Consider the following 24,681-nt stretch of genomic DNA (forward strand, 5'->3'; position numbering starts at 1 on the left):
AATCGCCGGGAACTTGTCCCGGTACGAATTTTCTAGAGCATGAACGCACGAGCAAGAGCGGGTTCAATCATGACGCGACCGATGCAATGGGCCCTGCTGGGGCTGATCCTGTTTGCCTTCTCCCTGCCGGCTTCGGCGCGCATGCTGCCGGATTTTGTCCCGCTGGCGGAGGAGCACAGCCCCGCGGTGGTCAATATCTCCACCACGCGTGAGCGTGAGGGTGGCCAGACGGGCGGACACCCCGATTTCGAGGGCTCCCCGTTCGAGGACCTGTTCGAACGCTTCTTCGGCGCCCCCCCAGGTGGCGGACGAGGCGAGGGCGGCGAAGGCCGGATGCCGGAGCGCAGCTCGCTGGGGTCCGGCTTCATCTACACCGAGGATGGCTACATCATCACGGCGAATCACGTTGTGGAGGGGGCCTCCGAGGTCGTCGTGCATCTCTCCGACCGGCGCGTGTTCGACGCCGAGGTGGTCGGCAAGGACCCGCAAAGCGACGTGGCCCTGCTGAAGATCGATGCCGATGACCTGCCGACGCTGGAGCTGGGTTCCTCGGACGACCTCAAGGTCGGCGAGTGGGTGCTGGCGATCGGCTCGCCGTTCGGCTTCGATCACTCCGTGACGGCCGGGATCGTCAGCGCCAAGGGGCGCAACCTCCCGACCGAGAATTACGTCCCGTTCATCCAGACCGATGTCGCGATCAACCCCGGGAACTCGGGTGGCCCGCTGCTGAACCTGGACGGCAAGGTCGTGGGGATTAATGCCCAGATCTACAGCCGTACCGGTGGCTTCATGGGGCTGTCATTCGCGGTCCCGATCGAGATGGTCGAGGACGTGGTCAAGCAGCTGCGCGAGCACGGCGAGGTCACGCGGGGCTGGCTGGGCGTGCTGATCCAGGAGGTTACGCGCGATCTGGCCGAGTCGTTTGGCATGGACAAGCCCAGCGGCGCCCTGGTCGCCCGTGTGCAGTCGGACAGCCCGGCGGAGAAGGCCGGCTTCGAGACGGGAGATGTGATCCTCAAGTTCAATGGGATCGAGGTCCCGAACTCCTCCGCGCTGCCGCCGATCGTGGGACGTACACCGGTCGGTACCGAGGCCGAGGTGGAGATTCGTCGCGGCGAGGAGACCAGGACCCTGACGGTCGAGATCGAACGCCTGCCGGACGATGTGGCGGCGGAACGCGGCGGTCGCCAGCCGGAGCAGGAGGAGCGTGCCGAGCCGCAAAGCCTGCTCGGGATGCACCTGGAGCCGCTGGATGCCGCCGAGGCCGACGAGCTCGGGCTGGACGGCGGGCTGGTGGTTACGGAGGTGACGGGTAATCCGGCCCGTTCCTCCGGCATTCGGCCAGGCGACGTGATTGTGCAGTTCGGTCGCCACTCGGTGGATTCGCTGGAAGAGCTGGAAGAGCAGATCGAGGCGGCCGGCACCGGGCGCACGGTCCCGGTCCTGATTCAGCGCGACGGCAACCCGACCTTTATCGCCCTGCGCATCCCGTCCGAATGATGGTCGTGCCCTGGCCCGGGCGTTGTGCGCCCGGGCGGCGGCAGCGATCATGATGCGGACTCTGACGCTGTATCACCGCGAAGGCTGCGGGCTTTGCGAGCAGATGCTCGCGGAGCTTTCGGCCCTCAAAAGTCGTTATACTTTCGCCCTCGAGATCGTCGACATCGACGAGGACCGGGACCTGCGCGTGCGTTTCAACGCGAAGGTCCCGGTGCTTGCGGTCGACGGCGACATTCTTTGCTGCCATTTCCTCGACCGAAAGGCACTGCTGGACCTACTGGCCCCTGCATGACCGAAACTCGCCTGACCCGCAATTTTTCCATCATCGCGCATATCGACCACGGCAAGTCCACGCTGGCCGACCGCCTGATCCAGGGCTGCCATGGCCTGACCGAGCGCGAGATGTCCGAGCAGGTGCTGGACTCGATGGACCTGGAGCGCGAGCGCGGGATCACCATCAAGGCGCAGAGCGTCTCGCTGTTCTACGACGCCCAGGACGGACAGCGTTACCAGCTGAATTTCATCGATACCCCGGGGCATGTGGACTTCTCCTATGAGGTCTCGCGTTCGCTGTATGCCTGCGAGGGCGCACTGCTGGTGGTCGATGCCTCCCAGGGTGTGGAGGCGCAGAGTGTGGCCAACTGCTACACCGCGATCGATCAGGGGCTCGAGGTCGTCCCGGTGCTTAACAAGATCGACCTGCCGGCGGCCGAGCCGGATCGGGTGGCGGCCGAGATCGAGGATGTGATCGGCATCGAGGCCACCGACGCCGTGCGGGTCTCCGCGAAGACCGGCGAGGGGATTGCCGAGCTGCTGGAGGAGATCGTGCGCCGCATCCCGCCGCCGGAGGGGGACGCCGAGGCCTCGCCCAAGGCGCTGGTGATCGACTCCTGGTACGACAACTACCTGGGCGTGGTCGCGCTGGTGCGGGTGAAGGCCGGGCGCTTCTACGCGGGGCAGAAGATCAAGGCGATGTCGGTCGGGCGCGCCCACGAGGTCAGCCGGGTCGGGGTGTTCACGCCGAAGCCGGTGGACCGCGAGACCCTTGAGGTCGGCGAGGTTGGCTACCTGATCGCGACCATCAAGGACATCTCCGGGGCCAAGGTGGGCGACACCTTCACCGACTTCAACAACCCGGCCTCCGAGCCGGTGCCGGGCTTCCAGGAGGTCCAGCCGCGGGTGTTCGCCGGCCTGTTCCCGGTCAGCGCGGATGACTTCAACGACCTGCGCGAGGCGCTGGACAAGCTGCGCCTGAACGATGCCGCATTGTCCTTCGAGCCGGAGACCTCGCAGGCGCTGGGGTTTGGTTTTCGCTGCGGCTTCCTCGGCATGCTGCACATGGAAATCGTGCAGGAGCGCCTGGAGCGCGAGTACGACCTTGACCTGATTACCACCGCGCCCACGGTGGTCTACGAGGTGGAAAAGAGCGACGGCGAGGTGGTGATGGTGCACAACCCATCCGGGCTGCCGCCGAGCAACGAGATTGCCGAGATCCGCGAGCCGATTATCGAGGCGAACATCCTCGTGCCGCAGGACTACGTCGGCGCGGTGATCACCCTGTGCATCGAGAAGCGCGGGGTGCAGACCAAGATGCAATACCTGGGGCGTCAGGTGCAGTTGTCCTACGAGCTGCCGATGTCCGAGGTGATGCTGGACTTCTTCGACCGGCTGAAGTCCGCAACCCGCGGCTACGCCTCGTTCGACTACCAGCCGCGGCGCTTCCAGGCGGCGCCGCTGGTGCGCGTGGATATCCTGATCAACGGCGAGCGGGTGGATGCCTTGTCCGGGATCGTGCATCGTGACCATGCGGAGTCGCGCGGTCGCGAGCTGACCGAGCGCATGGCAAAGATCATCCCGCGGCAGATGTACGAGGTGGCGATCCAGGCGGCGATCGGCTCGAAGATTATCGCGCGCTCCACGGTCAAGGCGATGCGCAAGAATGTGCTGGCCAAGTGCTACGGCGGCGACGTCTCGCGCAAGCGCAAGCTGCTGGAGAAGCAGAAGGCCGGCAAGAAACGCATGAAGTCGATTGGCAAGGTAGATGTGCCGCAGGAGGCCTTCCTGGCGGTGCTGTCGGTCGGCGACGACAAATAACGCGCCCGGGTCGGAGCGGGCACGCCGCAAGGCGGTGATCGAGGACAATACATGGCGAATCTGGAACTGATCCTGGTACTGGCCACGGCCGCAACGGGCCTGATCTGGCTGGGCTGGGTGCTCCTGCGGCGGCGGCTGAGCCCCGAGCGTCAGGCGCGCATGCCGTGGTTCGTGGACTATTCGCGTTCGTTCTTCCCGGTGCTGCTGATTGTGCTGGTGCTGCGCTCGTTCGTGGCCGAGCCGTTCCGCATCCCGTCGGGCTCCATGATGCCGACCCTGCTGGTGGGCGACTTCATCATGGTGAACAAGTTTTCCTACGGGATTCGCCTGCCGGTTACGCGTACCAAGGTCTTCGATATGGGCGAGCCCGAGCGTGGCGAGGTCGTGGTGTTCAAGTATCCGCGCAACCCGCAAGAGGACTACATCAAGCGAGTGATTGGGCTGCCGGGGGATACCATCGAGTTCCGCGATCGCGTGCTGTACGTCAACGGCGAGGCACAGTCGGCCGAGCGCGTGGGTACCTTCGAGGGCGAGGGGTCCGGGGAGATGATGTCCGGTGCCTCACTGTACGAGGAGACCCTCGACGGGCGCACCTACACGACGCTGATGCGCGAGGAACGCCCGAGCCTGGATGGCTCGGTGACGGTCCCCGACGGCCACTATTTCATGGTCGGCGACAATCGCGACAACTCGAACGACAGCCGGACCTGGGGATTCGTCTCCGAGGATCTGCTGGTGGGGCGTGCCCTCTTTATCTGGCTGCATTGGGATTACAATGAAGGGCACAGGGACTTTTCCCGGATTGGCCAGGCGATTCGCTAGGCCTGTTTCGCGGGCGCAGGCAACCAGGGGGTAGGGCGATGCGGCATTCCAGACATTCCATGCGCGGGGCGGGTGCCCTGACGGTGATGGCATTGATCCTGCTGGCGCTGCTGGTCGGGACCTTCGTGATCAAGATGGGTACGCAGTACACCCAGTACCTGACGGTGCGCTCGATCATGCAGGACGTGGCGACCCAGCCCGGTGCGGCCGAGAAAAGCGAGCGCGAGCTGTGGCGCGAGATGAACCGCCGCTTCCAGATCAACTCGGTGTACGACGGGATCGAGGAGGACGACTTCTCGGTGACCGAGGAGGGCGATCGCCGGCAGATGCATCTGGAATACGAAGTCCGCCGCGAGTTCCTGGGGAACGTCGACGTGGTCGCGCGTTTCTCGCGTAGCGAAACCCTGGCGCCCTAGGGAAACGCTGTGGGATTGTCGGACCGTAACCTTCAACGATCGAGTGCGAGTCGCGATTTTCGCGATCTGCTGCCGGAGGCGGTGCGCGAGGGCGATGGCGTCCGCCAGGCCCTGACCCATCGCAGTGCCGGCGGGCGCAACAACGAGCGCCTGGAGTTTCTGGGCGATGCGGTCCTGGGTCTGGTCATCGCCGATGCCCTGTACGAGCAGCTGCCGGACGCGCCAGAAGGGGATCTCACGCGCCTGCGCGCGGCGCTGGTCAACCGCGAATCGCTGGCGGCCCTGGCGCGAGAGTCGGGACTGGAAGGCACGCTCAATCTCGGCCAGGGCGAACGCAAGAGCGGCGGTCAGCGGCGCGATTCCATCCTCGCCGACGCGGTCGAGGCCCTGATTGGCGTGACCTACCGCGAGGCCGGCATGCAGGCTGCGCGCGACTTCACCCTGGCACTTTATGCCGAGCGCCTGGGGAATCTCCCCTCCGCCGAATCCCTGAAGGACCCGAAGACCCGTTTGCAGGAACAATTGCAGGGCCGCAATGCGGAACTGCCCGTTTACGAAGTGCTGGAGGTGGTTGGCCCCGATCACCAGCGCCGCTTCACCGTCTCCGTACACCTGCCTACTCAGGGCTGGGGGCAGCAGGGCGAGGGCTCCTCTCGGCGCCGCGCGGAGCAGGCCGCGGCCGAGGCCGCGCTGCAGCGGTTGCAGCAGCAGGCACAGGAGCAGTGAACGGCATGGATAGCACTTCCGAGTCCGGAACGCGGTGCGGTATGGTCGCGCTGGTCGGCCGCCCGAATGTTGGCAAGACTACGCTGATGAACCGCCTGGTGGGCGAGAAGCTCGCAGCCACGACGCGGCGTCCCCACACCACGCGCAATCGCATCCTCGGCATCGTGACCGAGGGGAACGACCAGATCGTGCTGATGGACACCCCGGGGATCGATACTGAACGCACGCGTCTGGTGAACCGTGTGCTGAACCGCACGGCCAGTCAGGCCCTGGCCGACGCGGACCTGGTGTGTTTCCTGGTCGAGGCGGGACGCTTTGGCGAGGGCGACGAGCGCATCGAGCAGCTGATTCGCCAGTCCGAGCGGCCGGCGCTGCTGGTGATCAACAAGGTCGATCGGGCGCGGGAAAAAGAAGAACTGCTGCCGTTTATCGCGGCGCGCATGGAGGCGATGCCGTATGCAGGTGTTGTCCCGCTGTCGGCGAAGACGGGCTCCAACGTCGCGGGCCTGATCGACGAGATCCGCGGCCACCTGCCCGCGGGGCCCTTCCTCTACGACCCCGAGCAGCTGTCCGATCGCCCGGAGCGCTTCCGCGCCGAGGAGATGATCCGCGAGTCCCTGCTGGAGAGCCTGGGGCAGGAGGTCCCGTACTCGGTGGCGGTGCGCGTGGAGCAGTGGTCCGACGAGCCGCGGACGACGCATATCGATGCCGTCATCATGGTCGAGCGCGACAGCCAGAAGGGGATCGTGATCGGCAAGGGTGGACAGCGCCTGAAGCGGATCGGGCAGGCGGCGCGTCTGCAGCTGGAAGAGCTGCTGGGGCGGAAGGTCATGCTGCGCCTGACGGTACGTGTCGAGGCGGACTGGACCCGGAATCCCCGCGCCCTGCGCGAGCTGGGCATCGAAGAACCCCGGTGAAGGCGCCGCGGCGCGCATGAGTGGCGCGGCGACGGCCGTCACCCAGGGTGTAGTGCTGCATGCGCGGGCACTGCGCGAGAACAGCCGCGTGCTGGAACTGCTGACGGGCGAGGCCGGGCGTGTGGCGGCGGTGGTGCGTGGCAAGGCGGGGTCGGTACAGCCCTTTGTGCTACTGGATCTGGCCTGGCGCGGCCGTGGCGAGCTTCCCACGCTGCAGGTGGCGGAGCAGCAGCGGGTCTTTCCGTTGACCGGGCGGGCGTTGGTCTGCGGTTTGTATCTGAATGAGCTGGTGTTGCGCCTCTATCCGCGTGACGCGCCGATCCCCGAGGCGTTGCCGGCCCTGCTGACGGCCTACGCGCGGCTGGCGGCCCGGGAGCGCGCGGACGTGGTGTTGCGCCGCGCCGAGTGGGCGCTGCTGCTGCCGATCGATTCCGGGCTCGAGCATGTCGATGCCGCCGAGCTTGATCCGGCGGCCTGGTATCGGTACGAGCCCGAGATGGGCCTGGAGCCCACGGCACCGGGGCGCGCGGGTGCCATCGCCGGGGAGGCCCTGTGGGCGCTCGCTTCGGGGCAGCCGGTCCCCGATAATCATGCCCGTCCGGCGCGTGACTTCATGCGCGCCCTGATTGACCATCACCTGGCCGGCCGCGTGCTGCGCACGCGAGCGCTGCTGTAGCCCCGGCCCTGACACGCATTCAAGCCCATACAAGGCCACACGTACCATGTCGCATCCTGCACCGCTCAAGCTGGGGGTCAACCTCGACCACATCGCCACGATTCGCCAGGCCCGCCACACGCCGTATCCTGACCTGATGCAGGCGGTACGCCTGGCCGAGGCCAGCGGCGCGGATTCGATCACCCTGCACCTGCGCGAGGATCGCCGCCATATCCAGGATGACGATGTCTTCGGGATCAAGCCGCGGCTTACGGTGCCGATGAACCTCGAGATGGCCGCCACCGAGGGCATGCAGGCGATCGCCTTGAAGCTGCTCCCCGAGGCTTGCTGCATCGTGCCGGAAAAGCGCGAGGAACTGACCACCGAGGGCGGGCTGGATGCGGCCGGGCAGCTGGAGCGGCTGCGTGATTTCGTGGCCCCGCTGACCGCGGCCGGGATCGAGGTCTCGCTGTTCGTGGAGCCGGATGTTCGCCAGATGGAGGCGGCGGTCAAGATTGGTGCTCCGGTGGTGGAGCTGCATACGGGCGCCTATGCCAATGCCCGTGATGCAGCCGAGCGCGAACGTTTGCTGGCCGGGATCAACCAGGCCGCCACTGCCGGTCAGGCCATGGGGCTGGTGATCAACGCCGGTCATGGGCTCGACTACGACAATGTACGTCCGATTGCCGCGAATCCGGTCTTTCACGAGCTGAATATCGGCCACTCCATCGTGGCCCGGGCGTTGTTTACGGGGTTGCCGGAGGCAGTCAGCCACATGCGCGGTTTGATGGATGCCGCCCGCGCTGGCCTGCCAGTCGGCCAGTACCCGGTGTGATCGCCGCATGATCCTCGGGATCGGCACCGACCTCGTCCAGGTGGCGCGCATGCAGGGCATGTGGGAGCGCCATGGCCGGCGGCTGGCCGAGCGTATCCTGCATCCGGTCGAGCACGCCGACCTGCCGTCGGAGCATCCGGCGGGATTTCTCGCCCGGCGCTTTGCGGCCAAGGAGGCCCTCGCCAAGGCGCTGGGATGTGGGGTCGGGGCCGACATGGGGCTGGCCGAAGCCGGGGTGACCCATGATGCCCGCGGGCGCCCCGAATTCGTGCTGGAAGGCCGCGCACGGGCGACCGCCGAACGCCTTGGGGTGAGCGCCATTCACCTCAGTATTAGCGACGAGCGCGAGTATGCCCAGGCCTTTGTCGTCCTCGAGGGTGGTGAGTAACCCGCTTTTCCCTCCGGTCGTGGTTGCCCGGGTGGGACCGGCTCCCTAGAATATGGCCCCTTATGCCCATCCGTGTCGGGTGAACGGATGGTGCCAGCCCTGAGCGAGTGACGGAGTCCAGTCCATGCCCTGGAACGAACCGGGAAATAGTAACCGCGACCCCTGGAGTGGGGGCGGCGGTGGCCAGCGCGGTGGTGGTAGCGGTGGCGGCGGGGGCAACCAGCCTCCCGATCTGGAAGAAATGATGCGCAAGCTGTCGCGCCAGCTGAATGGAATCTTCGGCGGTGGTGGCGACAGTGGCTCCGGGGGTTCCTCCGGTGGTGGCATGGGCCGTGGTGCCCAGGCCCTGGTCAGTCTCGGGCTGATCATCGCTCTGGTCGTCTGGCTGGCCTCCGGCTTCCATATCATCTCCGAGGGCGAGCGCGGTGTTGTGCTGCGCTTTGGCGCCTTCCAGGAAGTGAAGAACCCGGGTCCCGGCTGGCATCTGCCCTATCCGATCGAGCGGGTCGAGATCGTCAACGTCGATAACGTGCGAACCATCGAGCACCGCGCGTTGATGCTGACCGGAGACGAGAACATCATCGATATCGATATCGCGGTGCAGTACCGCATCCTCGATCTGGTCGATTTCCTCTTCAACGTGCGCAACCCGGACTCCACTGTGAATCACGTAATGGAATCCGCGATCCGCGAACGTGTCGGGCGTTCCAACCTGGACTTCATCCTCGGCGAAGGGCGTGGGGAGATTGCCTCGTCGGCGCGTGTGGTGATGCAGGAGAATCTGGATTCCTACGGGGCCGGGGTTACGGTTACCGCCGTGTCCATGCAGCAGGCCCAGCCGCCCGAGCCGGTCCAGGAGGCCTTTGCCGACGCGATCCGCGCCCGCGAGGACGAGGTTCGCTTCCGCAACGAGGCCGAGGCCTACGCCAACGGCGTGATCCCGCGGGCCCGTGGTCAGGCGGCGCGTATCATCGAGGAGGCCGAGGCCTATCGTGATCAGGTCATTGCGCAGGCCGACGGTGATGCTGCGCGCTTCGATCAGTTGCTGGTGGAATACCAGCAGTACCCGGAAGTGACCCGCGACCGTCTGTATCTGGAGGCCGTCGAGGCCGTGCTCGAGGATTCGCGCAAGGTCATGCTCGACGTGGGCAGCAGCAACAACCTGATGATGCTGCCGCTGGATCAGCTGTTCCGTGGTACCGGTACCCGATCCAACTCGGGTGATACGCCGACCCCGCAACCCATCGATACCAGCCGCGGTGGCCTCGGTGCCACTCCTGGGTCAGGTGTCAATCGACTGGGTAGCCGTGATCCGGCGGCCCAGCGCTCGCGGGAGGTGCGCTAATGCTACGCATAGCCGGTATCGCCGTTGTTGTCATCGGGATCGTGGTGGCGCTGTCGACCTACACCGTCGATGAGCGCGAGCGCGTGATCAAGTTTGCCCTGGGGGAGATCCGTCAGGTCGACCCCGAGCCTGGTCTGCATTTCAAGTTTCCGCTGATCCAGAACGTCGAGAAGTTCGATGCCCGGATCATGACGCTGAACATCCCGCCGGATCGGTTCCTGACCTCCGAGGCGAAGAACATCATCGTCGACTTCTACGCCAAATGGCGTATCGATGATATTGGTCAGTTCTACCGCGCTACCCGCGGTGACGAGCGGCTGGCCGAGGAGCGTCTGGCCCAGATCCTGCGCGACGGCATGCGTAACGAGTTCGCACGCTTCGAGTTGCAGGAAGTCGTCGCCGGCGAGCGCCTGGCGATCATGGGGGCGGTACGGCAGACCGCGCTGGAGACGGCGCTGGAGCTGGGGATTGACCTGGTCGACGTGCGCGTACGCCGGATGGATCTGCCCGACGAGGTCTCCGAGTCGGTGTACGAACGTATGCGTGCCGAGCGTGAGCGCGTGGCGCAGGACTTCCGTGCCCGTGGCCAGGAGGAGGCCGAGCGCATCCGCTCGCGCGCCGACCGTGACCGCACGGTCATCCTCGCCAACGCCTATCGCGACTCCGAGGAGATCCGGGGTGCCGGTGATGCGCGTGCCACCGAGACGCTGGGCCGCTCGTTCGGCGAGGACGAGGAGTTCTTCCGCTTCTATCGAAGCCTGATCGCCTACCGCAACAGCATGAGCGGCGAGAAGAGCACCTTTATCCTGGAGCCGAACTCCGAGTTCTTCCAGTTCTTCAACGCGCCGGGCGGGGAGCGGCCGGCGCCGCTGCCGACCCAGTAACACCGGGGCCGGGCGCCATCGCAGGTGTCCGGTGCGCGGTGACCGTTTGACTCGGGCCCGGTCTTCCGGGCCCGAGTCATGCCGGGACCCGGCCGGCGCGCATTGGGTGACACAAGGGAAACACTGATCAATGTACACACTCGCCGGACGCAAAAGCGCCTTGAGTGCGAGCGTGGACATTGATCAGTGTTTCCCTAGGACAAGGGCAGGGACGAGATGACCGAGATCAACCGCTGGCTACTGCCGGATGGCCTCGACGAGGCGCTGCCGGACGCCGCGCGGCGCCTGGAAGGACTGCGCCGTCGGGTGCTGGACCAGTTTGATACCTGGGGCTATGACCTGGTAATGCCGCCGCTGGCGGAATACCTGGAGTCCTTGCTGGTGGGCGCGGGCCATGCGCTGGATTTGCAGACCTTCAAGCTGACCGACCAGATGAACGGTCGGCTGATGGGGGTGCGCGCGGACCTGACCCCACAGGTGGCACGCATCGACGCCCATCGCCTGAAGGTCGAAGGCCCCAACCGCCTCTGTTATGTCGGCAGTACGCTGCGTACGCGTGCGGACGAGTGGTCCGGATCGCGCAGTCCCCTGCAGGCCGGGGCCGAGTTGTTCGGCCATGATGGTCTGGATTCCGACCTTGAGATCATCCGCCTGATGCTCGCCACACTGGAGGTTTGCGGGGTCTATCAGCCCAGCATGGATCTGGGTCATGTCGGTATCTATCGCGCGCTGGCGCGCGAGGCCGGTCTGGACAACGCGCGCGAAGAGGCCTTCTTCGACCAGTTGCAGCGCAAAAGCGTCCCCGAGATCGAGGGGACCCTCGAGGCATGGGAGACGGAAGGCATGGATGCGGCTGTCTGCCGGCGGTTGCGCGCTCTGGTGGATCTCAATGGTGACGCCGGTGTCATTGCCGCGGCGCGTGAGGCCCTGGCCGGTGCGCCGGCCGAGGTCGAGGCGGCCCTGGATCACCTGCAGGCGGTGGCGGAACGTCTGGAGGCGACACAGCCGAACGTGGACCTCCACGTTGATCTCGGCGAGTTACGCGGCTATGCCTATCACACGGGCCTGGTGTTCGCGGTGTTCGTGCCAGGCTCCGGGCAGGCAATTGCACGCGGCGGGCGCTACAACGATATTGGTCGCGTCTTTGGCCGGGCGCGCGCCGCGACCGGCTTCAGCACCGATCTGCGCGAGTTGCTGCGCCGCGCCGAGGTGGCGCCGCCGGTGCCGCGTCGTACGGTGCGCGCGCCGGCCTCGGGTGACGTGGCCATGGAGGCCGCAATCGCCGACCTGCGTGCGCGCGGTAATCGCGTGGTGCGCGATCTGGAAGGGCAAACCAATGAACCCCCCGCCGATGCGCGCCTGGAGCTGCGCGACGGGGCCTGGACGGTAGTGGAGTACTGAGCCGATGGGACGTTTCGTAGTCGTACTGGGCAGTCAGTGGGGTGACGAGGGCAAGGGCAAGATCGTCGACCGCCTGACCGAGGACGCAGCCGCTGTTGTCCGTTTTCAGGGTGGGCACAATGCCGGGCATACCCTGGTGATTGATGGCGAGAAGACCGTGCTGCACCTGATCCCGTCGGGGATCCTGCGCGAAGGCGTGGAATGCATGATCGGCAACGGGGTGGTGCTTTCGCCCGAGGCGCTGATTACCGAGATGGAAGAGCTCGAGGCCAAGGGCGTGCCGGTTGCCGACCGCCTGCGGCTGTCGGACGCCTGCCAGTTGATCCTGCCCTACCACGTGGCGCTGGACCATGCGCGCGAGAAGGCGCGCGGCAAGGCTGCGATCGGGACCACCGGGCGCGGGATCGGCCCCGCCTACGAGGACAAGGTCGCGCGTCGTGGCCTGCGCCTGGACGACCTGTTCCACCGCGAGCGTCTGGCCGCCAAGCTGGGCGAGGTGATGGACTACCACAACTTCGCATTGAAGCATTATTTCAAGGCCCCCACGATCGACCAGCAGGAGGTGCTGGAACAGTGCCTGGCGCACGCCGAGCGCCTGCAGCCGATGGTCGCGGATGTCGCCGGGCGACTGCACGAGTTGCGGGCCCAGGGCCGGGACGTGATGTTCGAGGGGGCACAGGGCACCCTGCTGGACATCGACCACGGGACCTACCCGTTCGTCACCTCGTCCAATACCACCGCCGGGGGCGCCTCGACGGGCTCCGGTGTCGGTCCGCGCGATATCGACTACGTGCTGGGGATCACCAAGGCCTACACCACCCGTGTCGGGGCCGGCCCGTTTCCGACCGAGCTGTTCGATAACATGGGCGAGCACCTGGCCACCCGCGGCAACGAATTCGGTTCCACCACTGGGCGCGCACGGCGCTGTGGCTGGTTCGATGCGGTCGCGCTCAAGCGCGCGGTCGCGATTAACAGCATCAGCGGCCTGTGCATGACCAAGCTGGATGTGCTGGACGGGCTGGAGAGCGTGCAGATCTGTGTCGGCTATGACTGTGGCGGCAAACGCCACGAGGTACCGCCGTCCGGAGCCGAGGCCTATGCGGCCTGCAAGCCGATCTACGAGGAGATGCCGGGGTGGCAGGAATCCACCGTGGGGATTCGCGAATACGAAAAGCTGCCGGCCGCGGCGCGAGCCTATCTGGAGCGCCTGTCCGAGGTGGTGGGTGTCCCGATCGACATGATCTCCACCGGGCCGGATCGCGACGAGACGCTTGTGCTGCGCGACCCGTTCGATTGCTGATCCAGGCGCGTTTGGGATATCGCTTGGACGTGCGGTGCGGGCCAGGCCCGTGCCGTACGCGCGGACAGACATAGTTCCACCGCTATACGGAGATCCGTGCGGAGAACGGGGCGGGTATTTTCGTCTCGGGGGATCGGGAAGCAGAGAAATGGTGCCGAGGAGAGGACTTGAACCTCCACGAGCTTTCGCTCACTAGCACCTGAAGCTAGCGCGTCTACCAATTCCGCCACCTCGGCACGAGGTCGGATCGCCGGTTCGAGACCGGGTCCTGCGCTTCAGGAGCGCGCAATATAGTGCGCGGCCAAAAGCCTGTCAACGCCCGCAAGAATGTCCTGTGCCATGGGCGCGGACGTGAGGCTGGGTTCGCGCGTCCCTCGGCGCTTCCGGCAGCAAATCTTTACTTGCCGCATAATAGGGCGCTTGCGTTGCCAGCCTTCCGCTGGCGGCCACCGAATCATCCAACGAGTTGTTTGAATGCCAAGAAAAAGAAGCAAGGCGCCGGCCGATCCCAATTTCGAGCGCGAGGCGCAGAAGTACGACAATCCCATCCCCAGCCGCGAGTTCATCCTCGGGCTCCTGCAGGAAGCCGACAACCCCCTGTCCTACGACGAGATCGCCGAGCGGCTGGAGATCGTCGACGACGACCGTCTCGAGGCCCTGCGCCGTCGCCTGAAGGCGATGGAGCGCGACGGGCAGGCCCTTTGCAACCGGCGCGGCGCCTATCTCCCGGTCAACCAGGAAGACCTGATTCGCGGTCGCGTGATCGGCCACCCGGACGGCTTCGGTTTTCTGGTGCCGGATGAACAGGACGACGATCTGTTTCTCTCGCCGCGCCAGATGCGCGGTGTGTTCCATGGTGACCGCGTGCTGGCGCGGGTCATGGGCGTGGATCGTCGCGGTCGCCGCGAGGGCGGCATCGTCGAGGTCCTCGAACACAACACGACCCAGGTGGTCGGGCGCCTGCGCATCGAGGACGGGGTGGGCATCCTGACCCCGGACAACAAGCGCATCACGCACGACATCCTGGTGCCGCCCGATGGTCTGGGCGAGGCCGAAGACGACCAGATCGTGGTCGTGCGTATCCGCGAGTCCGCGTCGCGCACGGCACGCCTGCGCGGGGACGTCATCGAGGTGCTGGGCGAACACATGGCGCCCGGCATGGAGATCGATATCGCGATCCGTGCGCACAGTCTGCCGCACGAGTGGCCAGAGGAGGTCGCTGCCGCAGCCGATGAGCTGGGGGCCGAGGTCAACGAGAAGGCCAAGAAGGGCCGCCTGGACCTGCGCGAGCAGCCATTTGTGACTATCGATGGCGACGACGCGCGGGACTTTGATGACGCGCTGTACTGCGAGCGCGACGGCAAGGGTTGGCGCCTGTGGGTGGCCATCGCGGACGTGTCGCACTACGTCGAGCGGGATGCGGCGCTGGACCGCGAGGCACGTACGCGCGGGACCTCGGTGTATTTCCCGAACAACGTGATCCCGATGCTGCCGGAGGTCCTGTCCAACGGGCTCTGCTCGCTGAACCCGAAGGTCGATCGCTTGAGCATGGTCTGCGAGATGGAGATCGGTGCTCGCGGTGCCCTGAAGAACTATCGCTTCCACGAGGGGCTGATCCGCTCGCATGCGCGCCTGATCTACGAGGACGTCGCCGCGATGCTCGATGGCGACGAGCAGCTGCGCGAGCAGAATGGGCATGTGATGCCCCACCTGGAGGTCCTGCACGAGGTCTTCAAGGCGCTGCATGCCGCGCGCAACCGCCGCGGGGCGATCGACTTCGATACCACCGAGACCAAGATCCTGTTCGGCGAGGATCGCAAGATCGAGCAGATCGTGCCGACCGAGCGCAACGACGCGCATCGCATGGTCGAGGAATGCATGATCATGGCCAACGTGGCGGCCGCGCGCTTTCTCAAGAAGCACAAGGTGCCGGCGCTCTACCGTATCCATGACCAGCCGCCGACGGACAAGGTCGACGACCTGCGTGACTTCCTCAATGGGGTGGGTCTGGCGCTCGGCGGGGGCAGCGAGCCGAGCCCCCGCGACTACACCGAGGTCCTGAAGGCGGCGAAGAAGCGTCCCGACCAGCAGCTGATCCAGACCGTGCTGCTGCGCTCGCTGAGCCAGGCGGTGTACGCGCCCGAACTGGACGGCCACTTCGGGCTGGCGCTGGATGACTACGCCCACTTCACCTCGCCGATCCGGCGCTACCCGGATCTGCTGGTGCATCGCGGGATTCGCCATGTGCTGCGCAAGGGCAGCAACAAGGCCTTCCCGTATTCGCACAACGACATGGAATCGCTCGGCGAGCACTGCTCCATGGCTGAACGCCGTGCGGATGATGCCACGCGCGACGCGGTCGCCTGGCTCAAGGCCGAATACATGCAGGACAAGGTCGGCGACACCTTTGACGGCGTCGTCTCCGGGGTGACCGGGTTCGGTCTGTTCGTCGAGATCAAGGACGTCTACATCGAGGGCCTGGTGCACGTGACCGCCCTCGATAACGACTTCTATCACTTCGAGCCGTCGCGCCACACGTTGACCGGCGAACGCGGCGGTCGCGTATTCCGTATTGGCGATGAGTTGCGCGTGCAGGTCGTGCGCGTCAGCCTGGACGATCGCAAGATCGATCTGGCTCTGGCCGAAGAGTCCAAAGTCGAGGCCGCGCCAAAGAAGAAGGGCGGCCGTGGTCGCAAGCGCAAGGACGCCGAGGCCGTGCAGCCGGCACCGGAGGCCGCGCCCGAGCAGGCCCAGGACGACGGCCCGCCGAAGAAGAAGCGCCGCCGCCGCGGTGGGCGCGGTCGTGGCAAGTCGCCGGAGTCTGTTGCTGAGGCCCCGACCGAGGCCCCGGCTGTCGACACTTCAGAGACGCCGTCGGGTGCCGATGGCGAGCCCGGCGGCAAGTCCGGCCGGCGTCGTCGTGGTCGGCGGCGCCGTTCGTCCAGCGCCTCCTAAGAATCCAGGCGATGGGCAAGGGCGGCAAGGGGCCTCGCGGCGAGTCCTTCGGCGGGATCCATGCGGTCGCCGCCGTGTTGCAGCATGCCCCGGAGCGCGTGCGTCTGCTGCAGCTGGCGAGCGGCACCCTGGAGCCCGCGCTGGCTCATTTGCTGGAGCAGGCCCAGGCGCGCGGGATCTCGATCGAGCGGGCGGGGCGCGACAAGCTCGACCAGCACCATCCCGGCTTCCAGCATCAGGGCGTGATCGTGCATTGCGCCCCGCGCCCGGTAGTGGACGAAAAGACCCTGGTCCGGCGGGTACAGGATGGGCTGGACCTCGTGCTGGTGCTGGACGGGGTCACCGATCCGCACAACCTGGGCGCCTGCCTGCGCACCGCGGACGCGGCCGGCGCCGGTGCCATCGTGACACCCCGACACCACAGCGCGGCGCTCACGCCGGCGGCGATCAAGGTCGCCTCGGGCGCGGCGGAAACCGTGCCGGTGGTCGCGGTCGGCAACCTCGCGCGGACCCTGGCGGCATTGAAGGATGCTGGCATGTGGACCGTGGGTCTGGACGGTGCCGCGCGCGAGGACCTCTATGCGGTGGATCTGCGGCCGCCGACCGCGATCGTGATGGGGGCCGAGGGCGAGGGCATGCGACGCCTGACCCGCGAGGCCTGTGATCATCTCGCGAAAATCCCGATGCGGGGCACGGTGGAGAGCCTGAACGTCTCCGTGGCGACCGGGATCACACTGTTCGAGGTCCGGCGCCAGCGCCAATCCTGACGGCGCCGGCCCTGATACACTCGGTACATGCGCGTGCATCCTCGACCGTTCCTCTGGCTGTTGCTGCTGTTGCCCCTGCTGGTGATGGCGCAAACCGTGCATGCGGCCGACATGGCGACCATGCACATCGAGCCCGTGGAGATGGACGCCGCCATGCACTGCGATGGTGCGCACTGCGATCATCACGCCGAACATGAGTGTTCCAGCCACGGTGGCTGTTGCATGGCCCCGCTGGCGACGGTTGTCTCGCTCACGCCGCAACTGGCCCGGGTACCCGCCGAATCGCTGTTGCGGCCGGCCCGGTCATCCGCCGCACCCCCGAGCCCGCCACCTAGATCCTGATTCCCCTGTCTTGGATGCGGCCTGGCCGTGTCCGTTTTGATGATTGCGACAGCGAGGAATCCAGATGTCTTTTGCAACCGTTTTTCCGGTCAGCACCCTGCTGGCCATGAGCCTGACCCTGGCTGCGCCACTCGCGGCGAGCGAGGCCCACGACCACCATCATGGCGAGCCGACCCACGATCACCATGACCATTCCGGCCAGGGTGACCACCACGGCCATGACCATCACGCGCACGATGACCACATGCACGACCACGACGCGCACGAGCATCGCTGGGAAGCGCCTTCCGACGCAGCCGCGCGGGACAACCCCCACGCGGCGGACGATTCATCCATACGCATGGGGCGGGAGGCCTACAGGGCCCAGTGCCTGGCCTGCCACGGGGAGGCCGGCGCCGGTGACGGCCCGCAGGCGCGTGCGCTGGAGTCGCGTCCAGCCGATCTACGGGAACACGCCGGGGGACACACCGCAGGCGAATACCACTGGGTGATTCGCGAGGGCTCGGGCGAGATGCCCGCCTTTGCCGGTGTGCTGGACGACGACGAGATCTGGCACGTGGTCAATTACATACGCTACGAGCTGGCCGATGTCGACGACGCCCCCTCGGATGACCACGATGGTCATCACGCGCCTGACGGGCACGACGACCATGATCAGCACAGCGGGGGCCATCATGGGCATGCGCATTAAGTCGGTCGGGGCACCGGTGGTCACGCTGGCCCTTGCCGGTCTGCTGACCGGGTGTGGCGACGAGGCCCCGGAGGCAGCGAAGGAGCGCGCGCCGTATCCGATCCAGGGGCTGGCCAATATCGAGCTGTATGGCGATCCGCAGGTGGGTCGGGAGCGCTTCGCGCAGAGCTGCGCAGAGTGTCATGGTGCCGATGCCCGCGGTACCGAGCAAGGGCCGGCGCTGATCCACCGGATCTACGAGCCGTCGCATCATGCCGATATCACCTTCTTTATCGCGGTCGAGCGCGGGGTGGTCGCGCATCACTGGGAATACGGCGACATGCCGCCGGTTCCCGGGCTGGATCATCAGGATGTGGCGGATATCGTCGCCTGGGTGCGGCACGAACAGCGTGACGACGGGATCATCCCGGACGACGAGTGGCCGGTGGACGAGGACTGACATCGTCACCCGGCTCGGCGCGACGGCGCTGCCGAGGGCCGTCGGGCTTGTTGCCGGGGCCCAGTTCGTTTAAGATATCGCGCCTTTCCGTCTGCCGGTTTTCCGGCGGGCGGAATCCTTGCCTCACCGCTGCGTCGGGAGGCTGATACCCGCAAGGAGTCGAACAATGCGTCATTACGAAGTTGTGTTCCTGGTCCACCCGGACCAGAGCGAGCAGGTCCCGGCGATGATCGAGCGCTACAAGGGCCTGGTCGAAGGTCACGAGGGCAAGATCCACCGCCTGGAAGACTGGGGCCGTCGTCAGCTGGCCTACCCGATCCAGAAGCTGGTCAAGGCCCACTACGTGCTGATGAACATCGAGGCCTCGGAAGAGGCGCTGGAAGAACTGGTCAGTGCCTTCCGGTTCAACGATGCCGTGCTGCGCCACCTGGCCATGCGCATGGAAGAGGCCGTCACCGAAACCTCCCCGCTGGCCAAGGGCCAGGAAGAGGAAGGTGCCAAGGGCCGTCGCCGCGAGCGTGACGACGAAGGTGGCCAGGCCGCCTCTGACGACTCGGCCTCCGCCGAGTAAGTCCCGCCCGTCCGTTGACCGAATTTTTGAAGGAGATCTGACATGGCCCGTTTTCCGCGTCGTCGCAAGTACTGCAAGTTCACCGCCGAAGGCATCGAGTACATCGATTACAAGGACCTGAACCTGCTGAAAGGTTTTGTAACCGAGACCGGCAAGATTGTGCCCAGCCGCGTGACCGGCACCAGCGCGAAGTATCAGCGCCAGCTGGCCACGGCCGTGAAGCGCGCGCGCTACCTCGCGCTGCTGCCGTACAGCGACAACCACTGATCCGCGCTCCGGTTCGCCCGGACGCACGGCCATGCGTGTACTGGCCGAATTCGTGATGAAAAGCCGGGGCCGCGCCGTGGGCGCGGTCTCCGGCTTTGGCGTTGCGGGGCTCTTCCTGCCGCCGATCGCGATCGTCAGCAGTGCCCTGATCGCACTGGTCGGCCTGCGTGTCGGTCTGGGGCAGGCCCTGCTCGTCGCCGCGTTGTCGGCGCTGGTGCTCGGAGCTGCGATGTTCGTGCTGATCCCGGAGGCCCCGCCGATGGCGGGTGTGGCCGCGGGGTTTGTGCAGTGGGCACCCGTGGTCCTGCTGGCCGAGGTCCTGCGCCGTACGGTGTCCTGGCGCATGACGCTGAAGGCCGGCGCGATGGTCGCCGGGCTTGGCGTACTGGCAGTACATGCCCTGGTACCGGATCTGCAGACGGCCTGGTCCGAGGCGGGCATGGCCCTGCTGGGACCGCTGGTCGAGGGTACGGATACCGGGGCGCAGGAGCTGGAGGCCGCGCTGCGCCGTGCGGCGCCCTACCTGACGGGGCTTTTTGCCGGGATCGTGCTGCTGAGTCTGACGCTGAGTCTGCTGATCGGCCGCTATTGGCAGGCGCTTCTGTATAACCCGGGGGCGTTTGGCGAGGAGTTCCGCGCGCTGCAGTTCGGTCGCGCCATGAGCGGCGTGACCGTCGCGCTGGGGCTGGTCGGGCATCTCGGCCCGGTGCCGCTGGCCACCGAGCTGGCGTTCATCCTTGGGGTGCTGTTCTTCCTCCAGGGCATTGCACTGGTGCATGCACTGACGCATCACCAGGGCATGAGCAGCTTCTGGCTGGTGGGCATGTACGTGCTGATGGCGCTGGCCCTGCCGCAGATGTTCCTGCTGCTGGCGACGATCGGGGTGATCGATGCCTGGGCGGACATCCGCTCGCGTCTTGGCGCGCTGGGCGGGCGAAAGGGTCCGGGTGACGGACCGGACGGTGACAACAATTCGTGAGACCGGTCGGCGACCGGTGTAGAATGCCTCGTTTTTGGGGCTGACCCAACGTTACAGGAATACCGAAGATGGAAGTCATTCTGCTGGAAAAGATCGATAACCTGGGTGGTCTGGGTGACCGCGTGACCGTGCGCTCCGGCTTCGCCCGCAACTACCTGCTGCCGCAGGGCAAGGCCAAGTTCGCCACCGCGGAGAACATCGCCGAGTTCGAGGCCCGCCGTGCCGAGCTGGAAAAGGCCGCCGCCGAAGCGCTGGCCGCCGCCGAGGCGCGCAAGGCACAGCTGGAAGGCACCGTGCTGGAAATCACCGCCAAGTCCGGTGGCGAAGGCAAGCTGTTCGGCTCCATCGGGCCCGCCGATATCGCCGATGCGCTGACTGCCAAGGGCACCGAGGTGGAGAAGAAGGAAGTGCGCATGCCGGAAGGACCGCTGCGTACTACGGGTGAGTTCGAGGTCGGACTGCATCTGCATACGGACGTGGATGTCGACATTCACGTCGTGGTCATCGGCGAGGAGTGATCCTCCGCATGTCGGGAGAGTGGCCGCAGGTCGCTGACGCCCGGCAGGCTGGCCGGTTCACACGGTGCCCTCGGGCATGAACCGGCCAATGACGCCGAATCCGCGCATCCCCCCGCACTCCGAGGAGGCCGAGCAGTCGGTCCTCGGGGGGCTGATGCTGGATAACGCCGCCTGGGATCGGGTGGCGGACCGCATTACCGATGAAGACTTCTATCGCCACGACCACCGCCTGATCTTCCGGGCGGTGGCCGCGCTGGCCGAACGCAACGCCCCGTTCGACATGGTGACCGTGTCGGAGCAGCTCGAGCGCAGCTCCGAGCTGGAAGACGCGGGCGGCATGGCCTATCTGGGCCGTCTGGCGGCCGAAACCCCCAGTGCCGCGAACATCGTGGCCTACGCGGATATCGTTCGCGAGCGGTCCATCCTGCGTTCCCTGATCTCGGTGGGCACCGAGATCGCCGACTCGGCCTTTGTGCCCGAGGGTCGGGAATCCAAGGAGCTGCTGGACCAGGCCGAGCAGAAGGTGTTCCGCATCGCCGAGCAGGGTGCGCGCGGAGCCCGGGGTTTCCGCGGCATGAAGCCGCTGCTGACCGCCGCGGTCGAGCAGATCGAGTACCTCTACGAGACGCAGAACCCGATCACCGGCGTGGCGACGGGGTATCAGGACCTGGATGCCCTGACGTCGGGGCTGAACCCCGGCGATCTGGTGATCGTCGCCGGTCGACCCTCGATGGGCAAGACCTCGTTTGCCATGAACATCGCCGAGTATGTGGCGATGAAGAACGCCGAACCGGTGGCGATCTTCTCCATGGAGATGCCCGGCGAGCAGCTGGCGATGCGTCTGTTGTCGTCCATGGGCCGGATCAACCAGCAGAAGCTGCGCTCCGGGCGCCTGGAGGACGGCGACTGGCCGCGACTGACCAGTGCCGTGCAGATGCTCTCCGAGGCCCCGCTGTTTATCGACGACACCCCGGCGCTGTCACCCACCGAACTGCGCGCCCGTACCCGCCGGCTGATGCGCGAGCACAAGGGGCTCAAGCTGATTGTGGTCGACTACCTGCAGCTGATGCAGTCGCCCGGCAGCAGCGAGAATCGCGCCAACGAAATCTCGGACATCTCGCGATCACTGAAGGCCCTGGCGAAGGAGCTGAGCGTGCCGATGATCGCGCTGTCGCAGCTCAACCGCTCGCTGGAACAGCGCCCGAACAAGCGCCCGGTCATGTCCGACCTGCGCGAGTCCGGAGCCATCGAGCAGGACGCCGACATTATTGCCTTCGTCTACCGCGACGAGGTCTATAACGAGGAGTCCCCGGACAAGGGCACGGCCGAGATCATTATCGCCAAGCAGCGTAATGGCCCCATCGGTACCGTGCGCCTGACCTTCCGCGGGCAGTTCACTCGCTTCGAGAACTACGCCCCCGACGTCTACGGCGGGATGGAGCAGTAGGGGGACACCCAGCCATGTACACACTTGCGTTGGCGCCCAATGCTTCTCGATCCCTGGCCCGAGGCGGCGCGTGAGGCGCGCGGCCAGCATCCAGCTCCACCCCGAGGCCCTGCGGCACAACCTGGCCGTGGCGCGAGGCCTCGCACCCGGTGTCCCCATGTGGTCGGTGATAAAGGCGGAAGGCTACGGCCACGGACTGCTGTGGGCGGCCGAGGCACTCGCCAGCGAAAGCGACGGGCTGGCCGTCTCCCAGGTCGGTGAGGCGCGGGCACTGCGCGATGCCGGCTTCGACGGCGCGTTGCTGGTGCTGCAGGGTCCGCGCGATCCCTCCGAGGTGCATGCCTGCACCGAATTCCATCTGCAGCCCGTGCTGCACGACGCGGCACAACTCGACCATCTCGAGACCGCCCGAGTCACGCTTCCCATCGTCTGGATCAAACTGAATACCGGGATGAACCGGCTGGGTTTCGTGCCGGCGGAGGCGGCCTCGGTCGCCAGGCGACTGCAGGTTACCGGCCACGGGCAGGGCGGGTTGCACTGGATGACCCACATGGCCTGTGCCGACGAGCCGGAGCATCCACAAAATGCCCGCCAGCTGGACCGTTTCGCGACGACGGTGGCGGAATTTTCGGGACGCCGCAGCGTGGCCAATTCGGCGGCCCTGTTTGCCGGCTGGGGTCGGGGCGGGACGTCCGATGCCCCCGGTGAATACTGGGGCCGGCCCGGTATCATGCTCTACGGCGCGCATCCGGCCTCGGTACCCACCGAGCACCTCCCGGAGGGTCCGGACAGCGACCTGCGCCCGGCGATGACCGTGCAGGCCCCGATCATCGCCACCCAGCCGCTCGAATCCGGCAGTACCGTCGGTTATGGGGCGACCTGGGCTGCCGATGTGCCGGGCCGGGCCGGGATCGTCGCGATGGGGTATGCCGACGGATACCCGCGCCATGCCCCGTCGGGCACACCAGTGCTGGTGAAGGGGGCGCTTTGCCCGCTGATCGGGCGCGTGTCCATGGACATGCTGGCGGTGGATCTCTCCGGGGTGCCCGATGCGCAGGTCGGGGACCCGGTGACCCTGTGGGGCGAAGGCCTTCCCGTGGAACGCGTGGCGCGTGCGGCGGGGACGATCAGCTACGAGCTGCTGACGCGTGTGGCCGACCGGCTGCAGCCGGCGCGCTGATACACTGTGGCATTCCGCATTCAAGGATGCCGCGATGACCGACTTCGACCCCGCTGATTACGACCCGCAGACTGTAGCCATCCGGCACGGCTACCGGCGTACGCCCGAGGGCGAGCACTCCGAGGCGATCTTCCCGACCTCCAGCTTCGTGTTCGGTTCGGCCGCGGAGGCCGCCGCGCGCTTCGGCGGGGAGTCGCCCGGCAATATCTACTCGCGCTTCACCAACCCGACCGTGCGCACCTTCCAGGACCGTCTGGCGGCGCTGGAGGGGGGCGAGGCCTGTGTGGCCACCGCCTCCGGCATGTCCGCGATCCTCGCGACCATGATGGGTCTGTTGAAGGCCGGCGATCATGTGGTCTGCTCGCGTTCGGTGTTCGGCACGACGACCGTGTTGTTCAACAATTACCTCGGGCGTTTCGGCGTCGAGGTGACCTACGTCGAGCTGTCGAACCTCGAGGCCTGGGAGGCCGCCACGCAGCCCAATACCCGGCTGTATTTCTGCGAGACGCCGTCCAACCCGCTGGGCGAGGTGGTGGACATTGCCGCGCTGGCGGAGATCGCGCATCGGCACGACGCGCTGCTCGCGGTGGACAACTGCTTCTGCACGCCGATCCTGCAGCGTCCGCTGGATCTGGGCGCCGACATCATCATCCACTCGGCGACCAAGTTCCTCGACGGCCAGGGGCGCTGCCTGGGCGGCGCGGTAGTCGGCGATGCCGAGCGCGTCGGCAAGGACGTCTACGGCTTCCTGCGCACGGCCGGGCCGACCCTGTCGCCGTTCAACGCCTGGGTGTTCCTGAAGGGGCTGGAGACCCTGGCCCTGCGCATGCGCGCCCACAGCGACAACGCCCTGGCCCTGGCGCAGTGGCTGCAGGCCCACCCGAAGATCACCGCCGTGCATTACCCGGGGCTCGAATCCCACCCGCAGCATGCGATCGCCAAGCGCCAGCAAAGCGGCTTCGGCGGCGTGCTGAGCTTCGAGGTCGCCGACGGGCGCGAGGCCGCCTGGTCGGTGATCGACGCAACGAAATTCCTGTCGATCACCGCGAACCTGGGCGATGCCAAGACCACCATCACCCACCCGGCCACCACTACCCACGGTCGTGTGGACCCGGACAAGCGGGAGGCCCAGGGCATTACCGAGGCTCTGGTGCGGGTCGCCGTGGGGCTGGAGGCGGTCGCCGACATCCAGCGCGACCTGGCCCGCGGGCTCGACGCGCTCTGACGCGGCTCCCGGGTCGA

At 66.6% G+C, this 24,681-nt stretch carries 26 protein-coding genes and 1 tRNA gene; 26 read left to right on the forward strand and 1 reads right to left on the reverse strand.

Translation table 11 applies throughout. The features are described 5' to 3' along the window. Window positions 1-81: 81 nt before the first annotated feature. The 14 genes from F468_RS0106145 to F468_RS0106210 all read left to right on the forward strand — a co-directional run bounded on the left by F468_RS0106145 (window position 82) and on the right by F468_RS0106210 (window position 13,283). A complete protein-coding gene (locus F468_RS0106145; protein WP_018138082.1) occupies window positions 82-1,500 on the forward strand; it encodes a DegQ family serine endoprotease in 1,419 nt (472 codons plus the stop codon). 52 nt (window positions 1,501-1,552) lie between these two features. Further along, window positions 1,553-1,792, forward strand: a complete 240-nt coding sequence (locus F468_RS0106150; protein WP_026182191.1) for a glutaredoxin family protein — start codon at window positions 1,553-1,555, stop codon at window positions 1,790-1,792. Beyond that, entirely contained in the window at window positions 1,789-3,594 is a 1,806-nt protein-coding gene (lepA, locus tag F468_RS0106155) for a translation elongation factor 4 (RefSeq protein WP_018138084.1), read from the forward strand. The genes F468_RS0106150 and lepA overlap by 4 nt, the downstream gene beginning before the upstream one ends. A 51-nt stretch (window positions 3,595-3,645) precedes the next feature. Then, window positions 3,646-4,416 carry a signal peptidase I gene (gene lepB / locus F468_RS0106160; RefSeq protein WP_018138085.1) on the forward strand — a complete coding sequence of 257 codons (771 nt, stop codon included), beginning with the start codon at window positions 3,646-3,648 and terminating at the stop codon, window positions 4,414-4,416. A 59-nt stretch (window positions 4,417-4,475) separates the two neighbouring features. Then, window positions 4,476-4,832 (forward strand): DUF4845 domain-containing protein, encoded by a 357-nt coding sequence (locus tag F468_RS0106165; RefSeq protein WP_017925696.1) that lies wholly within the window; start codon window positions 4,476-4,478, stop codon window positions 4,830-4,832. A gap of 15 nt (window positions 4,833-4,847) precedes the next feature. Then, window positions 4,848-5,558 (forward strand): ribonuclease III, encoded by a 711-nt coding sequence (rnc, locus tag F468_RS0106170; RefSeq protein ID WP_018138086.1) that lies wholly within the window; start codon window positions 4,848-4,850, stop codon window positions 5,556-5,558. Window positions 5,559-5,599: 41 nt separating this feature from the next. Then, window positions 5,600-6,475, forward strand: coding sequence for a GTPase Era (gene era / locus F468_RS0106175; RefSeq protein WP_018138087.1), 876 nt, complete (start codon window positions 5,600-5,602; stop codon window positions 6,473-6,475). Window positions 6,476-6,491: 16 nt separating this feature from the next. After that, on the forward strand, window positions 6,492-7,151 hold the full coding sequence (locus tag F468_RS0106180; protein WP_018138088.1) for a DNA repair protein RecO: 660 nt from the start codon (window positions 6,492-6,494) through the stop codon (window positions 7,149-7,151). Between the two features lie 46 nt (window positions 7,152-7,197). Continuing rightward, the gene (locus F468_RS0106185) at window positions 7,198-7,965 is read left to right on the forward strand and encodes a pyridoxine 5'-phosphate synthase (RefSeq protein ID WP_018138089.1); all 768 of its coding nucleotides are present in this window, start codon (window positions 7,198-7,200) and stop codon (window positions 7,963-7,965) included. 7 nt (window positions 7,966-7,972) lie between these two features. Next, on the forward strand, window positions 7,973-8,353 hold the full coding sequence (gene acpS / locus F468_RS0106190) for a holo-ACP synthase (RefSeq protein ID WP_026182192.1): 381 nt from the start codon (window positions 7,973-7,975) through the stop codon (window positions 8,351-8,353). Between the two features lie 124 nt (window positions 8,354-8,477). Continuing rightward, the gene (gene hflK / locus F468_RS0106195; RefSeq protein WP_038049052.1) at window positions 8,478-9,698 is read left to right on the forward strand and encodes an FtsH protease activity modulator HflK; all 1,221 of its coding nucleotides are present in this window, start codon (window positions 8,478-8,480) and stop codon (window positions 9,696-9,698) included. Then, on the forward strand, window positions 9,698-10,582 hold the full coding sequence (gene hflC / locus F468_RS0106200) for a protease modulator HflC (protein ID WP_018138092.1): 885 nt from the start codon (window positions 9,698-9,700) through the stop codon (window positions 10,580-10,582). The genes hflK and hflC overlap by 1 nt, the downstream gene beginning before the upstream one ends. 216 nt (window positions 10,583-10,798) lie before the next feature. Beyond that, on the forward strand, window positions 10,799-11,983 hold the full coding sequence (locus F468_RS0106205; protein ID WP_018138093.1) for an ATP phosphoribosyltransferase regulatory subunit: 1,185 nt from the start codon (window positions 10,799-10,801) through the stop codon (window positions 11,981-11,983). 4 nt (window positions 11,984-11,987) lie between these two features. After that, window positions 11,988-13,283, forward strand: a complete 1,296-nt coding sequence (locus tag F468_RS0106210) for an adenylosuccinate synthase (protein WP_018138094.1) — start codon at window positions 11,988-11,990, stop codon at window positions 13,281-13,283. 149 nt (window positions 13,284-13,432) lie between these two features. On the opposite strand, the gene F468_RS0106215 is transcribed toward F468_RS0106210, so the two are convergent. Further along, a tRNA-Leu gene (locus F468_RS0106215) sits at window positions 13,433-13,519 on the reverse strand. A gap of 238 nt (window positions 13,520-13,757) precedes the next feature. On the opposite strand from F468_RS0106215, the gene rnr reads away from it, so the two are divergent. The 12 genes from rnr (at window position 13,758) to F468_RS0106275 (ending at window position 24,664) form a co-directional block, all read left to right on the forward strand. Beyond that, a complete protein-coding gene (gene rnr, locus F468_RS0106220) occupies window positions 13,758-16,238 on the forward strand; it encodes a ribonuclease R (RefSeq protein WP_018994771.1) in 2,481 nt (826 codons plus the stop codon). Between the two features lie 11 nt (window positions 16,239-16,249). Beyond that, window positions 16,250-17,005, forward strand: coding sequence for a 23S rRNA (guanosine(2251)-2'-O)-methyltransferase RlmB (gene rlmB, locus F468_RS0106225; protein WP_018994772.1), 756 nt, complete (start codon window positions 16,250-16,252; stop codon window positions 17,003-17,005). Window positions 17,006-17,032: 27 nt separating this feature from the next. Then, a complete protein-coding gene (locus tag F468_RS0106230) occupies window positions 17,033-17,347 on the forward strand; it encodes a hypothetical protein (protein ID WP_018994773.1) in 315 nt (104 codons plus the stop codon). Between the two features lie 64 nt (window positions 17,348-17,411). Continuing rightward, entirely contained in the window at window positions 17,412-18,038 is a 627-nt protein-coding gene (locus tag F468_RS0106235) for a cytochrome c (protein ID WP_026296501.1), read from the forward strand. Further along, on the forward strand, window positions 18,022-18,477 hold the full coding sequence (locus F468_RS0106240; RefSeq protein ID WP_018994075.1) for a cytochrome c: 456 nt from the start codon (window positions 18,022-18,024) through the stop codon (window positions 18,475-18,477). The genes F468_RS0106235 and F468_RS0106240 overlap by 17 nt, the downstream gene beginning before the upstream one ends. A 166-nt stretch (window positions 18,478-18,643) precedes the next feature. Then, complete coding sequence (gene rpsF, locus F468_RS0106245) at window positions 18,644-19,048, forward strand: 30S ribosomal protein S6 (RefSeq protein WP_012983301.1); 405 nt, start codon at window positions 18,644-18,646, stop codon at window positions 19,046-19,048. Window positions 19,049-19,090: 42 nt separating this feature from the next. Beyond that, window positions 19,091-19,315, forward strand: coding sequence for a 30S ribosomal protein S18 (rpsR, locus tag F468_RS0106250; protein WP_018138099.1), 225 nt, complete (start codon window positions 19,091-19,093; stop codon window positions 19,313-19,315). A 31-nt stretch (window positions 19,316-19,346) separates the two neighbouring features. Next, window positions 19,347-20,294: a hypothetical protein gene (locus F468_RS0106255; protein WP_018175450.1), complete on the forward strand. Its 948-nt coding sequence runs from the start codon at window positions 19,347-19,349 to the stop codon at window positions 20,292-20,294. Between the two features lie 68 nt (window positions 20,295-20,362). Beyond that, complete coding sequence (gene rplI / locus F468_RS0106260; RefSeq protein ID WP_018138101.1) at window positions 20,363-20,812, forward strand: 50S ribosomal protein L9; 450 nt, start codon at window positions 20,363-20,365, stop codon at window positions 20,810-20,812. Window positions 20,813-20,900: 88 nt separating this feature from the next. Beyond that, the gene (gene dnaB / locus F468_RS0106265) at window positions 20,901-22,259 is read left to right on the forward strand and encodes a replicative DNA helicase (protein ID WP_018138102.1); all 1,359 of its coding nucleotides are present in this window, start codon (window positions 20,901-20,903) and stop codon (window positions 22,257-22,259) included. A gap of 70 nt (window positions 22,260-22,329) precedes the next feature. After that, window positions 22,330-23,439 carry an alanine racemase gene (gene alr, locus F468_RS0106270; RefSeq protein WP_018994074.1) on the forward strand — a complete coding sequence of 370 codons (1,110 nt, stop codon included), beginning with the start codon at window positions 22,330-22,332 and terminating at the stop codon, window positions 23,437-23,439. A 34-nt stretch (window positions 23,440-23,473) separates the two neighbouring features. Further along, entirely contained in the window at window positions 23,474-24,664 is a 1,191-nt protein-coding gene (locus F468_RS0106275) for an O-succinylhomoserine sulfhydrylase (protein WP_026182194.1), read from the forward strand. Window positions 24,665-24,681: the final 17 nt, after the last annotated feature.

It is taken from the genome of Thioalkalivibrio sp. ALJ2, assembly GCF_000378325.1.
Classification (GTDB): Bacteria; Pseudomonadota; Gammaproteobacteria; order Ectothiorhodospirales; family Ectothiorhodospiraceae; genus Thioalkalivibrio.

Excerpts from the sequence above, each read along its gene's own strand:
- F468_RS0106145 (WP_018138082.1), top strand. The coding sequence starts at position 82 with ATGCAATGGGCCCTGCTGGGGCTGATCCTGTTTGCCTTCTCCCTGCCG.
- F468_RS0106150 (WP_026182191.1), top strand. The coding sequence starts at position 1,553 with ATGCGGACTCTGACGCTGTATCACCGCGAAGGCTGCGGGCTTTGCGAG.
- lepA (WP_018138084.1), top strand. The coding sequence starts at position 1,789 with ATGACCGAAACTCGCCTGACCCGCAATTTTTCCATCATCGCGCATATC.
- lepB (WP_018138085.1), top strand. The coding sequence starts at position 3,646 with ATGGCGAATCTGGAACTGATCCTGGTACTGGCCACGGCCGCAACGGGC.
- F468_RS0106165 (WP_017925696.1), top strand. The coding sequence starts at position 4,476 with ATGCGCGGGGCGGGTGCCCTGACGGTGATGGCATTGATCCTGCTGGCG.
- era (WP_018138087.1), top strand. The coding sequence starts at position 5,600 with ATGGTCGCGCTGGTCGGCCGCCCGAATGTTGGCAAGACTACGCTGATG.
- F468_RS0106180 (WP_018138088.1), top strand. The coding sequence starts at position 6,492 with ATGAGTGGCGCGGCGACGGCCGTCACCCAGGGTGTAGTGCTGCATGCG.
- F468_RS0106185 (WP_018138089.1), top strand. The coding sequence starts at position 7,198 with ATGTCGCATCCTGCACCGCTCAAGCTGGGGGTCAACCTCGACCACATC.
- acpS (WP_026182192.1), top strand. The coding sequence starts at position 7,973 with ATGATCCTCGGGATCGGCACCGACCTCGTCCAGGTGGCGCGCATGCAG.
- hflK (WP_038049052.1), top strand. The coding sequence starts at position 8,478 with ATGCCCTGGAACGAACCGGGAAATAGTAACCGCGACCCCTGGAGTGGG.
- hflC (WP_018138092.1), top strand. The coding sequence starts at position 9,698 with ATGCTACGCATAGCCGGTATCGCCGTTGTTGTCATCGGGATCGTGGTG.
- F468_RS0106205 (WP_018138093.1), top strand. The coding sequence starts at position 10,799 with ATGACCGAGATCAACCGCTGGCTACTGCCGGATGGCCTCGACGAGGCG.
- F468_RS0106210 (WP_018138094.1), top strand. The coding sequence starts at position 11,988 with ATGGGACGTTTCGTAGTCGTACTGGGCAGTCAGTGGGGTGACGAGGGC.
- rnr (WP_018994771.1), top strand. The coding sequence starts at position 13,758 with ATGCCAAGAAAAAGAAGCAAGGCGCCGGCCGATCCCAATTTCGAGCGC.
- rlmB (WP_018994772.1), top strand. The coding sequence starts at position 16,250 with ATGGGCAAGGGCGGCAAGGGGCCTCGCGGCGAGTCCTTCGGCGGGATC.
- F468_RS0106230 (WP_018994773.1), top strand. The coding sequence starts at position 17,033 with ATGCGCGTGCATCCTCGACCGTTCCTCTGGCTGTTGCTGCTGTTGCCC.
- F468_RS0106235 (WP_026296501.1), top strand. The coding sequence starts at position 17,412 with ATGTCTTTTGCAACCGTTTTTCCGGTCAGCACCCTGCTGGCCATGAGC.
- F468_RS0106240 (WP_018994075.1), top strand. The coding sequence starts at position 18,022 with ATGGGCATGCGCATTAAGTCGGTCGGGGCACCGGTGGTCACGCTGGCC.
- rpsF (WP_012983301.1), top strand. The coding sequence starts at position 18,644 with ATGCGTCATTACGAAGTTGTGTTCCTGGTCCACCCGGACCAGAGCGAG.
- rpsR (WP_018138099.1), top strand. The coding sequence starts at position 19,091 with ATGGCCCGTTTTCCGCGTCGTCGCAAGTACTGCAAGTTCACCGCCGAA.
- F468_RS0106255 (WP_018175450.1), top strand. The coding sequence starts at position 19,347 with ATGCGTGTACTGGCCGAATTCGTGATGAAAAGCCGGGGCCGCGCCGTG.
- rplI (WP_018138101.1), top strand. The coding sequence starts at position 20,363 with ATGGAAGTCATTCTGCTGGAAAAGATCGATAACCTGGGTGGTCTGGGT.
- dnaB (WP_018138102.1), top strand. The coding sequence starts at position 20,901 with ATGACGCCGAATCCGCGCATCCCCCCGCACTCCGAGGAGGCCGAGCAG.
- F468_RS0106275 (WP_026182194.1), top strand. The coding sequence starts at position 23,474 with ATGACCGACTTCGACCCCGCTGATTACGACCCGCAGACTGTAGCCATC.